Source organism: Rhodoferax aquaticus (assembly GCF_006974105.1).
Lineage (GTDB): Bacteria > Pseudomonadota > Gammaproteobacteria > Burkholderiales > Burkholderiaceae_C > Allorhodoferax > Allorhodoferax aquaticus_A.
This window is the reverse complement of record NZ_CP036282.1, coordinates 100,379-117,248: the sequence shown is the minus strand read 5'-3', so window position 1 is coordinate 117,248 and position 16,870 is coordinate 100,379. Positions and strand designations below refer to the sequence as shown.

The 16,870-nt window shown below is 59.6% G+C and carries 19 protein-coding genes; 9 read left to right on the top strand and 10 right to left on the bottom strand.

The annotated features are described in order from the left end of the window. Positions 1–66: 66 nt before the first annotated feature. The 3 genes from EXZ61_RS00570 (at position 67) to EXZ61_RS00560 (ending at position 2,568) form a co-directional block, all read left to right on the top strand. Complete coding sequence (locus EXZ61_RS00570) at positions 67–1,362, top strand: O-acetylhomoserine aminocarboxypropyltransferase/cysteine synthase family protein (protein ID WP_142808240.1); 1,296 nt, start codon at positions 67–69, stop codon at positions 1,360–1,362. Between the two features lie 71 nt (positions 1,363–1,433). Further along, positions 1,434–1,817 carry a hypothetical protein gene (locus EXZ61_RS00565; protein ID WP_142808239.1) on the top strand — a complete coding sequence of 128 codons (384 nt, stop codon included), beginning with the start codon at positions 1,434–1,436 and terminating at the stop codon, positions 1,815–1,817. A 79-nt stretch (positions 1,818–1,896) separates the two neighbouring features. Then, positions 1,897–2,568, top strand: a complete 672-nt coding sequence (locus EXZ61_RS00560) for a DedA family protein (protein ID WP_142808238.1) — start codon at positions 1,897–1,899, stop codon at positions 2,566–2,568. Here EXZ61_RS00560 and EXZ61_RS00555 read toward each other — a convergent pair. Then, positions 2,565–3,353: a substrate-binding periplasmic protein gene (locus tag EXZ61_RS00555; RefSeq protein WP_168224655.1), complete on the bottom strand. Its 789-nt coding sequence runs from the start codon at positions 3,351–3,353 to the stop codon at positions 2,565–2,567. The genes EXZ61_RS00560 and EXZ61_RS00555 overlap by 4 nt on opposite strands. Positions 3,354–3,655: 302 nt before the next feature. Between EXZ61_RS00555 and osmF the strand changes: the two genes are divergently transcribed. The 4 genes from osmF to EXZ61_RS00535 are packed head-to-tail and all read left to right on the top strand — an operon-like array spanning position 3,656 to position 7,525. After that, the gene (osmF, locus tag EXZ61_RS00550) at positions 3,656–4,588 is read left to right on the top strand and encodes a glycine betaine ABC transporter substrate-binding protein OsmF (RefSeq protein ID WP_142808236.1); all 933 of its coding nucleotides are present in this window, start codon (positions 3,656–3,658) and stop codon (positions 4,586–4,588) included. 5 nt (positions 4,589–4,593) lie between these two features. Further along, positions 4,594–5,799: an ABC transporter permease gene (locus EXZ61_RS00545; protein WP_142808235.1), complete on the top strand. Its 1,206-nt coding sequence runs from the start codon at positions 4,594–4,596 to the stop codon at positions 5,797–5,799. 32 nt (positions 5,800–5,831) lie between these two features. Continuing rightward, on the top strand, positions 5,832–6,776 hold the full coding sequence (locus EXZ61_RS00540) for an ABC transporter ATP-binding protein (protein WP_142808234.1): 945 nt from the start codon (positions 5,832–5,834) through the stop codon (positions 6,774–6,776). Then, on the top strand, positions 6,773–7,525 hold the full coding sequence (locus EXZ61_RS00535) for an ABC transporter permease (RefSeq protein WP_142808233.1): 753 nt from the start codon (positions 6,773–6,775) through the stop codon (positions 7,523–7,525). The genes EXZ61_RS00540 and EXZ61_RS00535 overlap by 4 nt, the downstream gene beginning before the upstream one ends. 136 nt (positions 7,526–7,661) lie before the next feature. Here the strand turns inward: EXZ61_RS00535 and EXZ61_RS00530 are convergent, their stop codons facing one another. The 5 genes from EXZ61_RS00530 to EXZ61_RS00510 form a co-directional block, all read right to left on the bottom strand. Continuing rightward, complete coding sequence (locus EXZ61_RS00530) at positions 7,662–7,904, bottom strand: hypothetical protein (protein ID WP_142808232.1); 243 nt, start codon at positions 7,902–7,904, stop codon at positions 7,662–7,664. A gap of 80 nt (positions 7,905–7,984) precedes the next feature. Next, on the bottom strand, positions 7,985–9,031 hold the full coding sequence (gene pstS / locus EXZ61_RS00525) for a phosphate ABC transporter substrate-binding protein PstS (RefSeq protein ID WP_142808231.1): 1,047 nt from the start codon (positions 9,029–9,031) through the stop codon (positions 7,985–7,987). A gap of 54 nt (positions 9,032–9,085) precedes the next feature. After that, a complete protein-coding gene (locus tag EXZ61_RS00520) occupies positions 9,086–9,322 on the bottom strand; it encodes a hypothetical protein (protein ID WP_142808230.1) in 237 nt (78 codons plus the stop codon). A gap of 142 nt (positions 9,323–9,464) precedes the next feature. Beyond that, positions 9,465–10,391 carry a DMT family transporter gene (locus EXZ61_RS00515; protein ID WP_237219041.1) on the bottom strand — a complete coding sequence of 309 codons (927 nt, stop codon included), beginning with the start codon at positions 10,389–10,391 and terminating at the stop codon, positions 9,465–9,467. Between the two features lie 28 nt (positions 10,392–10,419). Next, positions 10,420–10,869: a hypothetical protein gene (locus tag EXZ61_RS00510; protein ID WP_142808229.1), complete on the bottom strand. Its 450-nt coding sequence runs from the start codon at positions 10,867–10,869 to the stop codon at positions 10,420–10,422. Between the two features lie 123 nt (positions 10,870–10,992). Here EXZ61_RS00510 and EXZ61_RS00505 point away from each other — a divergent pair, with 123 nt between their 5' ends. Continuing rightward, complete coding sequence (locus EXZ61_RS00505; RefSeq protein ID WP_168224654.1) at positions 10,993–11,766, top strand: polysaccharide deacetylase family protein; 774 nt, start codon at positions 10,993–10,995, stop codon at positions 11,764–11,766. Here EXZ61_RS00505 and EXZ61_RS00500 read toward each other — a convergent pair. Together EXZ61_RS00500 and EXZ61_RS00495 are read right to left on the bottom strand one after the other, a co-directional pair. Then, positions 11,750–12,199 (bottom strand): glycine zipper family protein, encoded by a 450-nt coding sequence (locus EXZ61_RS00500; RefSeq protein ID WP_142808227.1) that lies wholly within the window; start codon positions 12,197–12,199, stop codon positions 11,750–11,752. The two genes, EXZ61_RS00505 and EXZ61_RS00500, sit on opposite strands and share 17 nt — an antisense overlap. Positions 12,200–12,262: 63 nt before the next feature. After that, positions 12,263–12,856, bottom strand: coding sequence for a hypothetical protein (locus EXZ61_RS00495; RefSeq protein WP_142808226.1), 594 nt, complete (start codon positions 12,854–12,856; stop codon positions 12,263–12,265). Positions 12,857–13,100: 244 nt separating this feature from the next. On the opposite strand from EXZ61_RS00495, the gene EXZ61_RS00490 reads away from it, so the two are divergent. Next, entirely contained in the window at positions 13,101–13,979 is an 879-nt protein-coding gene (locus EXZ61_RS00490; RefSeq protein WP_142808225.1) for an EamA family transporter, read from the top strand. 80 nt (positions 13,980–14,059) lie between these two features. Here EXZ61_RS00490 and EXZ61_RS00485 read toward each other — a convergent pair whose 3' ends face one another. Then, the gene (locus tag EXZ61_RS00485) at positions 14,060–16,078 is read right to left on the bottom strand and encodes a M13 family metallopeptidase (RefSeq protein ID WP_168224653.1); all 2,019 of its coding nucleotides are present in this window, start codon (positions 16,076–16,078) and stop codon (positions 14,060–14,062) included. Between the two features lie 194 nt (positions 16,079–16,272). Beyond that, complete coding sequence (locus tag EXZ61_RS00480; RefSeq protein ID WP_142808223.1) at positions 16,273–16,809, bottom strand: Rrf2 family transcriptional regulator; 537 nt, start codon at positions 16,807–16,809, stop codon at positions 16,273–16,275. Positions 16,810–16,870: the final 61 nt, after the last annotated feature.

Genomic DNA, 16,870 nt, shown 5'->3' with positions numbered 1-16,870 from the left:
CGGGACTAGGTGCTTTAGAGTTATCTGCACAGTCTTTCAATCCCTACAAACACAACGGAGAAACGCATGTCAGACAGCTGGAAATTTGAAACCAAATCGGTTCACGCGGGCTACAGCCCAGACCCCACGACCAAGGCCGTGGCGGTGCCGATTTACCAAACGGCAGCCTATGCGTTTGACAGTGCGCAGCACGGCGCTGACTTGTTCGACCTGAAGGTGCCGGGCAATATTTACACCCGCATCATGAACCCGACCCAAGACGTGCTGGAAAAGCGCGTGGCGGCCTTGGAAGGCGGCATTGCCGCGCTGGCATTGGCCTCTGGCCAAGCGGCGGTGACCTATGCCATCCAAACCATTGCTGAGGCGGGCGACAACATTGTGGCCACCAGCGCTTTGTATGGCGGCACCTACAACCTGCTGGCGCACACGCTGCCACAGTTTGGCATTACCACCCGCTTTGCCGATGCACGCAACCTGGCCAGCTTTGAAGGCTTGTTTGACGACAAGACCAAGGCGGTTTTCATTGAGTCTTTGAGCAACCCACAAGGCACGGTGACTGACATTGCGGCCATTGCCGCCATCGCCCACCGCCATGGCGTGCCACTGATTGTGGACAACACAGTGGCCACCCCGTATTTGCTGCGTCCGTTTGAACACGGTGCGGACATCGTGGTGCACTCGCTCACCAAATACTTGGGCGGCCACGGCACCACCATTGGTGGCGCGATCGTGGACAGCGGCAAGTTCCCTTGGGCCGAGCACAAAGCCCGCTTCAAGCGCCTGAACGAGCCTGATGCGAGCTACCACGGCGTGGTGTACACCGAAGCGCTGGGCCCTGCGGCCTACATTGGCCGTGCCCGCGTGGTGCCGCTGCGCAATACCGGCGCGGCCATCTCCCCGTTCAACGCGTTCTTGATTTTGCAAGGCATTGAAACCCTGAGCCTGCGCATGGAACGCATCACCGACAACACCCTCAAGGTGGCTCAATTCCTAGAAAAGCACCCCAAGGTGCAATGGGTGAACTACGCGGCTCTGGAGAGCCACCCCGACTACGCTTTGGCCCAAAAGTACCTGGGCGGGAAAGCCTCTGGCTTGCTGACCTTTGGTGTGAAGTCGGCCGCGGGTGCGGGCCGCGAAGCCGGTGCGCGCTTCTTGGATGCGCTCAATCTGTTTACCCGCTTGGTGAACATTGGCGACGCCAAGTCTTTGGCCACCCACCCTGCGTCCACCACCCACCGCCAGCTCTCGCCTGCGGAGTTGATCAAGGCCGGTGTGCCTGAAGATGCGGTGCGCTTGTCGGTAGGCATTGAGCACATTGACGACTTGCTGGCCGACTTGGATGCGGCCTTGTCCAAGGTGTAACAGCCTAGCAGCCCAAGCACACTGGCTTGCCGGTGCGCTTGGGCTGATGGAATCTAGCGCAGCTCTTGCCCATGACAGACGACGAACGCTTTGCCTTTTGCCACCAGTTGCAAGAGCAGCTCAAGCCGAAGAATTTTTGGGTCACAGACTTTCTTGCGGTGCGCTTGATGGAGGTCGAGTTTGCGTTCTGCAATGGCGAGTCCGCCAATAGTGAAACCATCTTGCTCTGTGCAAAGTTCTGTGAGGAACTGCTGTATTTAAAAGCGCCTGACGCAAAGACGCTCAGCGAATGCATGGACAAGTCGACCATTTCTGCTGCCGCGAAGTCTGAAGTGGACACACTGCTCACGCTCAGCCAATCCACAGCCCTTGGCATGGCGACCACCGCGCAAGCGTGCGCAGCACTCTCTGGGTTCTTTCATCTCGTGTTTACCCGACGCCTACCGCCACCCTAGCCCACCTTGCCATTCCAAGCCGCACGGTTTTGCTGCTGACTGGCTCCACATAGCGCCATAGGCAGGCATACTCGTTGGCATGAACTTAGCGGAACTTTTAAGCGCCATTGAGCGGTATGACTACTGGGTCTATGGCCTGCTGTTGCTGTATTGCTTGGGCAAGACCGGGCCATTACCCATGCTGGCTGCGTTTGCGGCGGCCATGGGTGCATTGCACCTAGGCGCTTTACTCACAGTGACGCTGCTGGGCACGATCGGGGGAGGCCAGATTCGGTTTGCCACGGGTCGCTTTGCTGCGCCCTGGATCTGCAAAAAGTTTCCGGGTCTGGCGGCGTGGCTCGCTCTGGCCAGTGCCGGCGTAGAGCGCTACAGCCTGCGTGTGCTGCTGAGCTATCGCTTCGTCAAAGGTGCGTTTTCTTTGGTCAGCATAGGCGCTGGCGCTTCGCTGCTGCCGTGGACCCGCCACTTGCTGCTAGACGGTATCGGTGCCTTCATCTGGATAGGAACTATGGTGGGTATTGGCTGGACGTTTGGCACCATGGGTGCTGCGCTTGACCCGCGTTGGGCTGCCTACCTTGGCTTGGCTTTGTTGGTGGCCAGCATCGCCACCTTTGCATTGGCGGGCAACCGAATCAAGCGCCACCTTCAGCCCCTGGCAGAGCGCATTTTGCAAGAGCGCCAGGCAGGCAAGACTGGAAACGCTGCACCCAAGCAGGTCGATGCGCGTGCGTCTGTGGGCGTAGCGGACTAGTCCAACTTGGCGTACTTGGCGGCCAGACGCTCCAAGGTTCCGTTCTTGGTCAGCGTGGCAATGGCTTGGTTGACCTTGGGTAGCAAAGCCACGTACGGAGACCGTTTGCTGATGAGCAAATGGAATTTCAAGGGTGCAAAAGGCTCAGCCGCCGCAACAATTTTTCCATCCAACCCGAGCCGCTTGATTTCCAGAGGCATAGACACGGCCGAATCAATCAAGATATCACCTCGCTTGTAGACGAGCATCTTGGCAGCAGATTCGTCTGTCGTGCCATAGGTCGTGGGTATACCAATGACATCAATGTTTGCCTTGTGCCAGCCATTGCCAAGATTTGAAATAGGGATGAGTTGCAAAGACAAGATGTCCTGCGCTGAACGTACGCTTTTTATTTCTTCCAAGCGGGGGTGATCTTTGAGCGTGAAAACCTGCATGTGCATCAGAAAAACAGCTTGGGCACTGGCCTCTGCATATTGCAGCCGTTCGGGTGTAGGCACTGTGACCATGAAGTCCGAACGCCCGGCTTGCACCTGACTCTGTGCCCGCGCCCAAGGATAGGTTTGCACTTCATAAGGGAGTTTGAGCTGCTTGAAGATGGCATCCAATAGTTCTATAAACAGTCCGCTTTGGCCAGAGGCACTCGCGGCATCGGCGTAGTTGAACGGTGCATTTCCCTGCATCAAAGCAACCGTAACGACTGGTTTAGGAGGATTACTTTCTTGTGCCGCCAGAGGTACCCAGACACAGGCCAGACAGAAGGCAACAAAAAAGCGAAATGTGTTCATAGCAACCATGAAATGTGTGGGTGCTGCAACGCTTTTGCTGCGTAGTCGGCACCCTGTGCGCCCACGGGTAGTCTAGGCTTCAACGTGTTTTAGTTCAACCGATGTAGGCAATGTGGGGGTTTTGCGCAAGTGCACAAGCTACACGCAGTTCCGAACTAAGCTTGGAGCTACGTGCCCGAAACCCTAGCCCTTTGCGCCGCGTTTTTCCGCGGTTCACACACTCGGCGTAAAGTGCAGGCAGCCCACGCTGCACGGGACCTCGAATTTCTTCACCCTTTGATTTACTTTTGCAAGGAACTGACATGCGCTTCTCTCTCAATCGCCGCACTTTGGCTGTAGCGGGCATCGCCCTCGCGGGCTTGGCAGCTACCGCCAGCTGGGCACAAAACGCGCCGGTGCGCGTGGCGTCCAAAATCGACACCGAGGGTGCGCTCTTGGGCAACATCATTGTGCAAGTGCTAGAGGCCAACGGCATCAAGACCGAAAACAAGGTGCGCTTGGGCAACACCAAGATTGTGCGCACCGCCTTGGTGGCCGGTGAAATTGACATCTACCCCGAGTACACCGGCAACGGCGCCTTCTTCTTTTCTGATGAGAAAAACCCCGCCTGGAAAAACGCCAAGGCCGGACATGACTTGGTCAAGCAGCTCGACGCCAAGAACAAAATCACCTGGCTAGACGCCGCCCCCGCCAACAACACCTGGGCGATTGCAGTGCGCAAAGATGTGGCCACTGCCAACAAACTCAAAACTTTGGAAGACCTAGGGCGCTGGGTGAGCGGTGGCGGCAAGTTCAAGCTGGCGGCGTCGGCCGAGTTCATTGAGCGCTCCGATGCACTGCCCGCCTTCCAAACGGGCTACGGCTTCAAGCTGAGCCAAGACCAGTTGCTGACGCTGGCGGGCGGTGACACCTCCGTCACCATCAAAGCGGCGGCCGAAGGCACTTCGGGCGTGAACGCAGCCATGGCCTATGGCACAGACGGCCCTGTGGCCGCCTTGGGCTTGGTGATTTTGGATGACCCCAAAGGCATTCAACCCGTGTACGCACCCGCGCCCACCATTCGCGATGAAGTCTTGGCCAAAAACCCCAAGATCAAAGACGTGTTGGCACCGGTGTTCAAGTCTCTGGACGGTGTGACCTTGCAAGGCTTGAACGCACAGATTGCCTTGGAAGGCAAAGACGCCAAAAAGGTAGCGGCTGACTACCTCAAGTCCAAGGGCTTTATCAAGGGCTAAACCCTATGGCTAGCACCCACCGCGCTCCCCCAACCGCCCGTGCCCTATGGGTGCTGGCGGCCGTGGGTGCGCTGGTGTTGCTGGCCCTGCCGCTGCTGAGTGCCAGCCCCAACCGTTTGCTCAGTGGCAAAGGTGTGGCACTGTGGAGCGTGGCAGCCCAAGTGGGTTGGGCGGCGCTGCTGCCCTTGGCTAGCCTGTTCATCAGCGTGGTCTTGGCGGGTTCTGGGTGGCTTGCGCGGCGTTGGCAAAACGTGGCCTTCAGCGCGGGCTTGCTCAGTGCCGCAATCTCGCTGCTGAGCTTGGCGGCTCTGGTGGGTGGCTTTGCCACAGTGGCCGATGTGCAGACCGAAGGCTTGGGCCGCACCACGCTGGGCAGTGGTTTTTGGGTATTCACATTGGTGCTATGGCTCACCGCCAATGAATTGATGCGCCAGCTGCAGTGGCAGGCCGTGCAACGCACCGCCGCATGGGCGCTGCTGGCCGTGGGCATTGGGGCCTTGGGCCTGAGTGGCAGCTTAGATGCGCTGTCCACCGTCAAAGAATACAGTGCGCGGGCCGAAGACTTTTGGCGCGCGTGGGGGCAGCACCTGCACATCATGGGCTATACCGTGGCGCTGACCTTGGGCGTGGGTTTGCCCTTGGGCGTGTACCTGCAGCGCACACCGCGCTGGAGCCAGCGCTTTTTTGTGCTGCTCAGTGGTGTGCAAACCATTCCGTCGATTGCCTTGTTTAGCGTACTCATGGCCCTGCTCGCGGCCTTGGGCAAGGCATGGCCGCTGCTGCCTGCGCTGGGCTTGCACGGAGTGGGCATGGCACCCGCGGTGCTGGCCCTGTGCGCTTACGCCCTGCTGCCCTTGGTACGCAGTGTGGTGGCAGGCTTGCAGCAGGTGCCGCGCGCCATCCATGAATCGGCGCAGGCCATGGGCTTGTCGGCGAGGCAAACGCTGTGGCAAGTGGAGCTGCCTTTGGCCTTGCCCTTGGTGGTGTCGGGCGTGAAGGTCATGGTGATTCAAACCATTGGCCTCACCGCCGTGGCTGCGCTCATTGGTGCCGGTGGCTTGGGCTCGCTGATGTTTGAGGGCCTGTTTAGCAGCGCCATGGATTTGGTGGTGCTGGCTGTGTTCCCGATTGTGGCTATGGCCTGGCTGGCCGAGGGTTTGCTAAGCAGCGTGGCCACCGCCTGCGGCCGCTGGGCGCGCCACACGGCCTAAACCCAAGCCACAAAGTAATAGAGAGACACGCGATGATTGAGTTTCAACAGGTCAGCAAACACTTTGGCGACACCACGGCCGTGGATGGTATTGACTTGCACATTGGCAAGGGTGAGTTTGTCGTGTTGATTGGGCCTTCAGGCTCGGGCAAGTCCACCACGCTGCGCATGATGAACCGCTTGATTGACTGTGACGCCGGGCGCATTGTGTTTCAGGGCCAAGACCTGCAAACGCTGCCGCCCCAGGCCTTGCGCTTGCGCATGGGCTATGCCATTCAGTCGGTGGGCTTGTTCCCCCACTGGACGGTGGAGAAAAACATTGGCACGGTGCCACGGCTGCTGGGCTGGCCTGCCGAGCGGGTGCACGCGCGGGTGCAAGCGCTGTTGACGCTGCTGCAGTTAGAACCCAGCCAGTTTGCCAAGCGCTTTCCTGATGAACTCTCCGGCGGGCAGCAGCAACGCGTGGGTGTGGCACGCGCCTTGGCCGGTGAGCCTGAAATTTTGCTGATGGACGAGCCCTTTGGTGCGCTAGACCCGGTGACCCGCATCGTGCTGCAGCGCGAGCTCAAACGCATCCACCAACTCTCGGGCACCACCGTGGTGATGGTGACCCACGACATTGACGAGGCCCTGTTTTTGGCCAGCCGCATTGTGCTGTTCCAAGACGGGCACATCGTGCAAGATGGCGCGCCACTCGAGCTGTTGGCCCGCCCCGCCAATGATTTTGTGAGCGACTTTTTGGGCCGTGCGGAACTGGGCCTCAAGCGCCTGGCGCTGGGCAGCGTGCGTGACCGCGCCCGGCGCAGCGAGCGCGCCCGCGACAGCAGCGACGGCCAGCCCATCTCGGCAGACCTCACACTGCGCGAAGCGCTGTCGGCCTTCATCGTGCAAGGCCGCACCACGCTGCCCGTGGTGGACGCGCAGGGTGCCGATGCAGGTGTGGTGCACTTTGCCGACCTGCTGGACGCGCGCGCATGACACCCCGCGCACCGCTGTGGCGGGCCTATGCCACGCCGCTGTTGATGGCGCTGGCCTTGCTGGCGCTCACACTAGGCATGGCGCACTTGGAGCCGCTGTTTCACTGGGCGTTTGCGCAGCAAGAGCGGCCTATTTACCAGCAAGACACGTTTTTGAACCTGCTGCTGGCCCATGTGGGTTTGGTGGCCAGCTCTAGCGCACTGGCACTGGCCGTGTCGTTTGCGGCAGGCCTGTGGGTCACGCGGGCAGCGGGCAAGCCCTACCGCAGCGTGGTGGAGTCCTTGGTGGCCATGGGCCAAACATTTCCGCCCGTGGCGGTGCTGGCCATTGCGGTGCCGCTCATCGGCTTTGGCGAGTGGCCCGCGTTTGTGGCGCTCTCCCTCTATGGCTTGCTGCCCATGGTGCAAGGCGTGATTGCCGGGCTGGAATCCACACCCAGTGCCACGCTAGACGCCGCGCGCGGCCTGGGCCTGAGCCCTTGGCAAACCTTTTGGCAGGTGGAGTTGCCGCTCGCAGCGCCGGTGATGGTGGCGGGCATACGCACCTCGGTCACCATCAACATTGGCACAGCAGCCATTGCCAGCACCGTGGGTGCGCAAAATCTGGGCTCGCCCATCATCATTGGCTTGAGCGGCTTTAACACCGCCTATGTGCTGCAAGGCGCGGTGCTGACCGGGCTGCTGGCGCTCACGGTAGACAGCGCGTTTGAACGCTGGGCGCGGCGCTTGCAGCAAAGCAAGCGGGCGTAACTATGTGTGTGCCCTGCCGATGCACGCGGTGCCGGGCGGATGTGGATGGCCTAGGGAACTTATAGCTACTGCGAAAAAAGCTACCAAAAAGATAGCTGGTTGCGCTTATTCCATGGGCGCTAGGGCCCGATTTGACTTAGTGCCAGTGGGTGCTGCGTGATGCGCGACTGGCTTTGTATGGGTCTTGGAACGAAGCACGCGACAGCGCGCCGGAAGATGGCTTGGCAGTGCGGCGGTCGCCAGTGGCTGGCAGTTTGGCGGCGCGGGTGAGTTGCTCGATTTCGGCCTTGAGCTCAAGCACATGGGTGTCTGCGTCGCCATAGCGGTCACGCAGATTGGCATAGGTGCTGTGCAGGTTAGCAAACGTTCGTATGGACATAAGAACCCTTTGGGACAACAAGTGAAGCGGGTAGTTTAGGGTGCGTTTATGACAGTTGGCCCATTGGATTTCTGTGGCGCTTACATAAACGCGATAGCTTGGCCGTCCTGGGGTTTCACTTTCATCAACCGTGCCGAGAACTTGGCTTGCACTTCGGAGGGCAGAGGCGAAAAGCCGCTGTTTCGAAGCGCACCGTCGCCGCTAAGCTGCGTCCAGTACAAAAAATGCAGGGCGGTGGCCACGCTGCTGGCGGTCTTGGGCTGGGCATCCAACAAGACATAGGTGGTAAGTGTGATGGGCCACGCCGCCGCCGCGGACGTGTTCATGAGGCTGGAGGTTTCATCGCCCGAACGCAACATATCCGAAGCCTTGACTGCGGCTCTGAAGCCCTCTTCACTGGCAGACACAAAGGTCTGTCCATCGCCCGAACGCAATCGCACGGCGGTCAGGCCATGCTTTAAGACGCGGTCAAACGAAAGGTAGCCGATGGCACCTTGCGTGTCACGGATGCCTTTGACAACCCCGTCATTGCCCTCCACCGCACGGGCCGCAGCCGCCCCGGTCGGCCACGTGGGCAAGGAGGAAACGCCCACCTCTTGCTTGAACTCTGCAGACACGTGGGCCAAATACTTGGTCAAACCCTCGGTGGTGCCTGACTTTTCGCTGCGCACGATGCGGGTGATGGCAAGGTTGGGCAGCGCCACGCCAGGGTTCAAGGCCACGATGCGTTTGTCATTCCAGACCTTGATGTCACCGCGAAAAATGTCCGCCAACACATCCCCCGTCAAACGCAGTTCATTGGCGCTGATGCCTTTCAAGTTGACGATAGGGACGATTCCGCCCACCAACACCGGCAGTTGCACCAAGCGGTGCTTGCTGAGGTCGGCCTCAGACAGCGGAGAGTCTGTGCCCCCAAACGCAACCTCGCGGGCGATGATTTTTTTGACACCGTCGCCTGAACCCGTGGGCATGTAGCTCACGGGTTTGTTGAAGGCTTTTTCGTACTTTTGGGCCCACAGCTGGTACACGGCCGAGGGAAAACTAGCGCCTGCACCGGCAGTGGGCGTTTGGGCTGCGACCCATAGCGGGAGCAGCATGGCAACGGTCAATGCAACGATTTTTTTCATGGAATAAGCACCTTCAGAGGTGACCAACGGTTTTTTTATTAAGTTAGCGCTGGCTTATACGCGCCGCGCCAGTGGCCCTAAGGTGAGCTTCTCCAGTGCATCCAAACTCTGTGCGTAGCGCGCTGCCGCCCGTAAGGACTGCGGCAATAAACCGCACTGCACTGCGTTGGCATACTGGGCGCGGGCGATCTCAAAGGGCAAGGCCACAAGGGCCAAGCCTGCCGAGCCCATGCAATGGGACAGGTCTTGGGCGGGATATGCGGCTTGCAGCGGATGCTCAGAGGGTGACATACGTCGGCTCCCTAAGGGGTGAAAGCGCAATTTTATAAGGGTTAACCCTTTGCGTTTAGGGTGCACACCCCATGGATAGGGCAACCATTTGCTGCGGTTTTTATAGCTACTTACGAAAGTGGAACAAGCGCCAATGCCACTTTTAGGTGCTTTTTTTACCTGGCGTTCGAGAAACCCAGTACACCCCGGGAAAGATCAAGAGTGCGCCTGTGAGGTGGTGCCACCCCAAGGGTTCGCCCAAGACTGCATAGGCCCCAACGGCAGCGTACAAGGGCCCCAAGTACAAGGTCACAGCCACCCGGCTAGCACCCAATATCTTTTGAGCCCAGCCGTAAATCCAGTACGCACCTACCCCTGGCAGCAAGGCCCCTGCGAGGACCAAGGCGCTGGCCTCCCATCCCCAGGCGGGTGTGTTGGGTTGGGCAAACTCCCACAGACTGCAAGGCAAGAGCCACGCTACGCCGCCCATGCAGATGGCGGCGAGGCGCGCCGTGGGGCTCAAACTGCTAGGCCATATTTTTTGCAGCAAGGCATAGGCGGCCCAAGACACCATGGCCATGACGATCCATAGGTCGCCCGTCACCCATTGAACCTGTGCCAGCGCCCCCCACTGGCCCTTCACCACCACGTGCACGACCCCCAGCAGGGCCAAGACCACGCCTGCGGCTTGGGTGCGACTAAAACGTTCGCCCAACCACAGCACCGCGCCCAAGGCAATCAGCACAGGAGAGGCTGCGTAAATCAGTGCAATGTTCATGGCGACCGTGGTTTTTGCACCGAGGTACACCCAGGCACCGCACACCAACATGCCAAAAAAGCCCAAGACCACGTACTGGTACCAGACCGTGGCAATGGCTTTGCGCTGTTGCCACAGTTCGTGGCGAGCAATCACCGTCAAGATCAGACCGGCCAGGCCCCAGCGCCCCAGAGCCAAAGCGTAGGGCTCCACCACCCCCGGGGCCTTGCGCGCAATGATGTAGTTGACGGCCCACAGGGCTGGTATGACCCACAAAGCCATGCTGGCCCATTGGGATGAGAGTTGAGGGTTGGAGACTGAAGGTGCTGACATGCGGCAAGTATCACGCACGTGCGCGGGCTTATCCTTGTCGCAACTGCGCCCGCAAGGCTATGTTTTCTTCCTCTAGCGCAGTGACGCGTTGCAAAGCCGTTTGCAACTGGGCTTGGACATGGGCTAAGTCTTGGACAAGTTGCGCACGTTCACTGATCAAGGTGTCGGCCACAGCGGTCACGCGCTCGCGGGTGGCGTCTCGGGTTTGGGCCAGGTGCTGACTCAGGCCGTCTAGCCATTGCAAGATCTGCACGCGGGTGGTGTCTTTGTGCAGGGGCGTTTGCAGGGTTGCTTTCTTGACATCTGCCCGGCGGCACAGCTCCGACTGGGTCACGCGGCCATGGTTAAAGGGGTAGACGCCTTGGTGGGCGTGGATATCCGCCTCAATGTCGGCCATGGCTTTGCGCAGGCGGTCCAGCGCCGCCTCGGTACGGGCGTTGTGGTGGTCGGGCAAGGAGGCCAAAGGTGATGTGTGCATACAAAAACAGAGACAAGTGCCAAAACTGGGCGCAGTGTACCGAGGCGCTAGCATGCCGCTATGCAATTGCTACTCACTCCTACTAAATTTTCCTTTTGCAAGCCATTACGCCAACAAATGCCTATGGCGGCTGCGAGGCGCCTCTTGGTACGCCTCGCAGTCGGCGCACTGTGCTGTACTTACCCGCCGCTGTGGGCCCAAACGCCCATTGAAGTGCATGACGTCATAGCCAGTGCCACTCCCACACGCAACATTGCGCTCACGCTAGACGCTTGCTCTGGCGCGTTTGATGATGATTTGATTGAGTTTCTCATTCGCAACCGCATACCGGCGACGCTGTTTGCCACTAAAAAGTGGCTACTGAAGAACCCCCAAGGTGTGGCCATCATCAAAGCGCACTTGGACTTGTTCGACGTAGAAGACCATGGTGAAAACCACATTCCCGCAGTCATTGGGGCGGGGCGCAAGGTCTATGGCATTGCCGGCGAGCCAGACCTGCTGCACCTGCGCCAAGAAGTCAGCGAAGGGGCCAAGGCCATCACCGAGATGATTGGTGTGCCACCCCACTGGTACCGGGGTGCAACGGCCGAGTACGACCCGCAGGCCATTGCAGAGATTGAGCGCATGGGCTTTGGTATTGCAGGTTTTTCTATCAATGCCGACTCGGGGGCCACTTTGCGCAAGCCCGCTGTGGAAGAGCGCTTACGGCACGTCAAAGGCGGTGACGTGATCATTGCCCACATGAACAAGCCTGCCTCTGACACGGCGGAGGGGCTCTCCACCGGCTTGCTTCAGCTCTTGCGCAATGGCCTGGTATTTGTGCGGCTAGACCAGGTGGGCCTGAGTGCCACCAACCTGCCCAAAGAGCAGCTGGTGCGGCCTAGTTCCAACCAATGACTTCATAGCCACGGTCTTTCAGACAGCGCTGCACGTAGTGGCGGTAAGTGGTGTTGGGCTTGTCGTGGAAGGCGCCGGATACAGCCCCGGCAGCGCCACCCACAGCCGCACCGCCCGCGCCGGACTCGACAGCCCGTTCCACACCCTTGCCACGCACCAGGGCGCCCACAGCTGCAGCCACGCCGCCCACTGCCGCACCTTTTTCAGCGCCGTGGGCAATGGCATTGTCTTTCTCGTCCGGCGTAAGCCCCGCACCGATGGCCTGCGACATGCAGCTTTGGGCCTCTTGGTTGGCTTTGTCTTGACCCACGGCATTGAGCTTGGCGTTGGGATAAAACACCGGCTTGGCCGATGGGCTGGCGCTGCCCGTTGTAGCGCACGCCACCATCAAACAACTGACGCCAAGCGCCAGTGCGTAGGAAACAGTTTTCATAGGAGCCCTGTGGTTGAAGCGATGAGTAGCCTGCCGAAAACCTCCGCAGGCCGCTACTCCGTGCTACCCCTTGCGGGTCTTGCCATTGTGCTTCTTGTCCAAGATTTCCTCACTGTGCTTGTTGTCGGCGTGCTGGATGTTGGCCTGTTCCACTCGGCCTACATTGCCGTCGCGTGCTGCCTTAGCTTCCTTGCGGTCGACGCGCGCTTGACCACGCTCAAGTGTGCTGACTTCAGGCTTGGTGAGAGCACCGCTTTGCACGCCTTGCTCGATGCGTTTTTCTTGTTGGATGTTGCGCTGTACATCAGCTTGCAAGCGCTCGGACGACTTGGACTCAGGGTTGCCCTTGACGTTGTTGTGCTCGGCCGACTGAATGTCTCGGCTAGCCTTGTTTTGGGCTCTGCGCAGTTGCGCACGTTCTTTCAAGGTGAGCTTGCCGTCTTTCAAGTCACGGGCTTGTAGCCGGTCAACTTGACTTTGCTCAGTTTCTAGTCGTCCGGCCTCTTTGGTGTTGAGGCTGCCGTCCTTCAGCCCGGTCTCAATGCGAGTTTGCTGGTTGACGTCACGTTGCACGGTGTTGGCCGTATTGGTTTGTGCCATCGCGGCGCTAGCGCCAAAAGCGACGAACAAGGAAGCAATCAATAAGCGGGTTTCCATAGTGTCCTCATCTAGGTTGAACAAGCCTTGATCGGCTTGTCACTACAACGAAGGGCCCGCGTCCCGCGCCTACTGCCTTTAGGTAAAGTTGTGTGAAGGTATTTTTGCTGCAGAACCCAGGTCAGCACCCAGATGGTGTTCCCTTTGCTGTACCGCAGCGCTATGCTTCGCAATACTTCCAAGTCCAACCACCCCCCATGCCATCTGCGACGCACACCCTCTTGTCCCTAGGCCTAGGCTGCCCATGAGCTTGCTGAAGCAGCCTTGGGTTGTAGGCCTCTCGTTCTTCACCGTGTATGTGGTGTGGGGCAGCTCCTATATGGTGGTGCAGATGGCAGCCACGGCGCTGCCCCCTTTGCTGCTTTGTGGCGTGCGCGGGCTTTTGGCGGCCGGTGTTTTGTGGCTCGTGCTCAAGCACCGTGGGGCAGCGCTACCGGCACTCTCTGACCTCAAGGCGTGGCGGGGGCCCGCCTTGGTGGGGACGCTCAACATTACGGTCGTGAGTGCCTTGATCGTCTGGGGCCTGCAGTCGGTGTCGTCGGGCATGACTGCGGTGCTGTTCTCCACCATGCCCATCATGACCTGCGTGCTCAACGGCGCGCTGGAGCGGCGGGTAGCGCCACGGGCCCTGCTGGGCACGGTGCTCGGCATCGGTGGCTTGCTGTTGGTCTACGAGGCCTACTTAGGCGGAGGCTGGGGTGTGGGGCATGCCTACATCCTCAGTGCCGCTGCGTTGGCGTCGGTGTCTTCGGTGCTGACCGAGCGTGGCAACATGCCGCGCAATGTGCTGGTCGCGTCGTGCATGCAGATGGCCGTGGGTGGTTTGGTGGGCACGGTCTTGTCCGTTTTGGTGGCAGAGCCACTGGGTGCCATCACTTGGTCATCGATGGCAGCGCTCGCCTATCTCGCGCTGGGGGTCACTGCTGGCGGCTACTTGGCCTTTAACATTTTGACGCTTCGCATGGGTTCCGCGGTGGCAACCACGTATGCCAGCATCAACCCCATCGTGGCGCTGTTGCTGGGCAGCGTGCTCTTGGGCGAGCACTTGAGCCTGTGGGAGGCAGCCGGTGTGGTGGTAGTGGTGCTAGGCGTGTTGCTGGTGCAAAGCGCTCGCAAGACCTAGGCTCAGCCAAGCTGAAATACTATCAAATAGATAGCTGCTCGCGCTTATGCGATGGGCGTAAACGGCTGTTTTCTAACAAACTACCAAATGCGGACGCGCTGCTCGGGCGCACGCCACATGGGGTCACCCTTGCGGGTTTTAAACACTTTGTGGAATACATCGAGATGAAGCAGCGGAGCCACACCGCGCACGGAGCCAATGGCGTGGTAGTCGGTCGCGACCAAGGTGCGAAGTCGCTCTGGACGGGCCTTGTACGCCCACATCTGGGCCCAAGCGACAAAACAGCGCTGGTCGCTGGTGAGACCGTCAATCTTGTTTTGGGGATGGGTCGCCAAGTAGCGCTTGAGCGCGGCATGTGCCAAGGTGATGCCACCCAGGTCTGCGGTGTTTTCGGTCAAGGTCTGCGCGCCGTTGTGCATCAGGCCGGGCAGCACCGTGAACTCGCTGTACTGCTGCACCAGCATGTCGGTGCGCTTGGTGAATTCTGCGGTGGCTTGCGGTGTCCACCAGTCGCGCAAATTCCCCGCTGGGCCAAATTGACGCCCGAAGCTGTCAAAGCCATGGGTGAGTTCATGGCCAATGACAGCACCCATGGTGCAGTAGTTGACGGCGGGGTCGGCCCCTTGTTTGTAAAACGGGGGCTGCGCAATGGCGGCGGTGATGTCAATGCTGTTGGTGCGCGGACTGTACGCCGCGTTGACCGCGATGGGTGTGGTCATGTTGGGCGCTGCAAAGCGGTCGTTGACCACGGGCTGCCCGAGGCGCGCGAAGTCTCGGCGCATCAAAAACTCGGTGACACGCTGGATGTTGCCCAAGTAGTCATTCGACACAATCCGTACGCCGCCAAAGTCAATCCACTGGTCGGGGTAGCCCACTGCGATGTCTACTTTGGACAGCTTGTCTAGGGCGGCAGCGCGGGTGGGTTCGTCCAACCACGGGTTAGTCTGCAAGCGCTTGGCAAACTCCTCCCGCATGAGGTTCACCATGGTGGTGATATCGCGGCGCGTGCTCTCTGGAAAGTAGGTCTCCACATACACACGCGACAGGGGGTGAAACAGCGTGGAGGCAATGGCCTTGGTGACCTCACGCTCGCGGCTTTCTTGGCTTTCTGCGCCGCTGCGTGCGCGGGAAAACTCTTGGTTTAAGCCGCGCCACGGTTGGCCTAGGGCCGAAGCGCTGGCTGACAGCACATGCCATCGCAGCAAAGTGCGTATGTCCTCTACCGACCGCTCCGCCACTACCTTTTGACCAGTGCGCAAGCCGTTCATGTCGGGAACCATCACTGTGGCGGGTGGTGTCATACCCAGTGCGGTGATGAAGGCACGCAGGTCCACGGCAGGAATCAAGGCTTGCGCCTCGTCTAAGCTGAGCTTGTTGTAGGTCAGTTGCGGGTCGCGCTGCTGCAAAGGGGTAAGGCGGGCGGCCGCAATTTCACCCTCTATCGACATCACCGTGCGAGCATTGGTGTTGGCACTGATCTCGGTGTCACCCAGGGTCTGAAACATCTGCACCATGTAGTCACGGTAGAGGGCCCGCACCGGCTGCGCAAAGGAGCTTGCATACTCATCTTGGCCCAAGGTTTGTAGACCGGGATACAGGGTGAGCACGGTCATATTGCTTTGCTTGGGGTCCGCGCCTGTAAAACCATTGAGCAGGGGCGACACGCCAAAGCCAAGCTGCAGGCGAGCCAAGAGCGCAGCCAAAGTGGCAGGGCTCTGCGCGCTTTCAATGGCCTGTAAGTCACGTGCAATGGGTTGCAGACCCAATGCGTCGAGGCGGGGTAGGTCCATCGCTGCGCGATAGAAGTCCCCAATTTGCTGTCGGCTGACGCTTTGTTTGTTTGCAGGGGTGTTGGCAGCCTCTTGGATGAGCGCTAGGAGTTTGTCATTGAGGTTGTTGGCTAGCAGGGTGAAGCCGCCTACATCAGCATCCGCAGAGGGGATGTCGGTGCGCTTGAGCCAATGGCCGTTGGCGTATCGGTAAAAGTCCTCACGCGGACTCACGCGCTTGTCCATGTTCGCGGGTGAATAGCCCAATGCTGGACCCGCGTCTTTGGCAAAACCAAGGCTTTGCAGCCCCATCGCGGCGGCGAGCGCCACTCCCACGCACCTCAACCGTCGCCCCATGTGCACTCCTTGATGTAGTGCTGATTTATAGCCTATCCGCCCAAGCAAGGGCCGGTTTGCCAAGGCTTAGCGCATCTGTGAATGCCCTCCAATCGCAGCGCGTGGGCGCGCGCTCTGGCACAAGGCACCGCTCGCTCATAGAGCAAGCGATACCCGTGGGGCGTGTCCTAGCTGCGCGCAGGGAACATTTGGCCCAGTGCAAACACCGAGTTAGGCGCATTGATACGCATCACCTCTGGCTTGGGCTTCTTGAACACGCCTTTTTTGGAGGAGACCCGTTCAGCCACTTGGAAGCCTTTGGCACGCTGCTCTTGCGCCAAGCTGCGCAAGGTGATGGTGCGCATATGGGCCAGCACTGTTTCTTGCAAGGAATCCCACAGGCCTTGGGTCATGTCGTGCGCACTTTGCGAGCTGTCGCGGCTGCTAAGGCCTACACGTTCTTCGGAGTCGTCTTCAATGGCCACAATGATGTCTGCCACCGTAATGGCATCACGTCGGAACCCCAGGGTGTAGCCGCCGCCAGGTCCGCGCGTGCTTTCCACCAAGCTGTGTTGGCGCAGCTTGGCAAACACCTGCTCCAAGTAAGACAAAGAAATTCGGTGGCGCAGCGCGATGTCGACCAAAGGCACTGGGTGAGCGCTCTCGCGCAGGGCCAAGTCAATCATGGCGGTGATGGCAAATCGTCCTCGGGTACTTAGTCGCATGGCGTTACTCCAAAAAAGCCTGTTGTGGCTCGTAAGCTTGCAACTGTAGGCACAAAGACAC

Coding starts and splice junctions, on each gene's coding strand:
- EXZ61_RS00570 (WP_142808240.1), top strand. CDS start 67: ATGTCAGACAGCTGGAAATTTGAAACCAAATCGGTTCACGCGGGCTAC.
- EXZ61_RS00565 (WP_142808239.1), top strand. CDS start 1,434: ATGACAGACGACGAACGCTTTGCCTTTTGCCACCAGTTGCAAGAGCAG.
- EXZ61_RS00560 (WP_142808238.1), top strand. CDS start 1,897: ATGAACTTAGCGGAACTTTTAAGCGCCATTGAGCGGTATGACTACTGG.
- EXZ61_RS00555 (WP_168224655.1), bottom strand. CDS start 3,353: ATGAACACATTTCGCTTTTTTGTTGCCTTCTGTCTGGCCTGTGTCTGG.
- osmF (WP_142808236.1), top strand. CDS start 3,656: ATGCGCTTCTCTCTCAATCGCCGCACTTTGGCTGTAGCGGGCATCGCC.
- EXZ61_RS00545 (WP_142808235.1), top strand. CDS start 4,594: ATGGCTAGCACCCACCGCGCTCCCCCAACCGCCCGTGCCCTATGGGTG.
- EXZ61_RS00540 (WP_142808234.1), top strand. CDS start 5,832: ATGATTGAGTTTCAACAGGTCAGCAAACACTTTGGCGACACCACGGCC.
- EXZ61_RS00535 (WP_142808233.1), top strand. CDS start 6,773: ATGACACCCCGCGCACCGCTGTGGCGGGCCTATGCCACGCCGCTGTTG.
- EXZ61_RS00530 (WP_142808232.1), bottom strand. CDS start 7,904: ATGTCCATACGAACGTTTGCTAACCTGCACAGCACCTATGCCAATCTG.
- pstS (WP_142808231.1), bottom strand. CDS start 9,031: ATGAAAAAAATCGTTGCATTGACCGTTGCCATGCTGCTCCCGCTATGG.
- EXZ61_RS00520 (WP_142808230.1), bottom strand. CDS start 9,322: ATGTCACCCTCTGAGCATCCGCTGCAAGCCGCATATCCCGCCCAAGAC.
- EXZ61_RS00515 (WP_237219041.1), bottom strand. CDS start 10,391: ATGTCAGCACCTTCAGTCTCCAACCCTCAACTCTCATCCCAATGGGCC.
- EXZ61_RS00510 (WP_142808229.1), bottom strand. CDS start 10,869: ATGCACACATCACCTTTGGCCTCCTTGCCCGACCACCACAACGCCCGT.
- EXZ61_RS00505 (WP_168224654.1), top strand. CDS start 10,993: ATGGCGGCTGCGAGGCGCCTCTTGGTACGCCTCGCAGTCGGCGCACTG.
- EXZ61_RS00500 (WP_142808227.1), bottom strand. CDS start 12,199: ATGAAAACTGTTTCCTACGCACTGGCGCTTGGCGTCAGTTGTTTGATG.
- EXZ61_RS00495 (WP_142808226.1), bottom strand. CDS start 12,856: ATGGAAACCCGCTTATTGATTGCTTCCTTGTTCGTCGCTTTTGGCGCT.
- EXZ61_RS00490 (WP_142808225.1), top strand. CDS start 13,101: ATGAGCTTGCTGAAGCAGCCTTGGGTTGTAGGCCTCTCGTTCTTCACC.
- EXZ61_RS00480 (WP_142808223.1), bottom strand. CDS start 16,809: ATGCGACTAAGTACCCGAGGACGATTTGCCATCACCGCCATGATTGAC.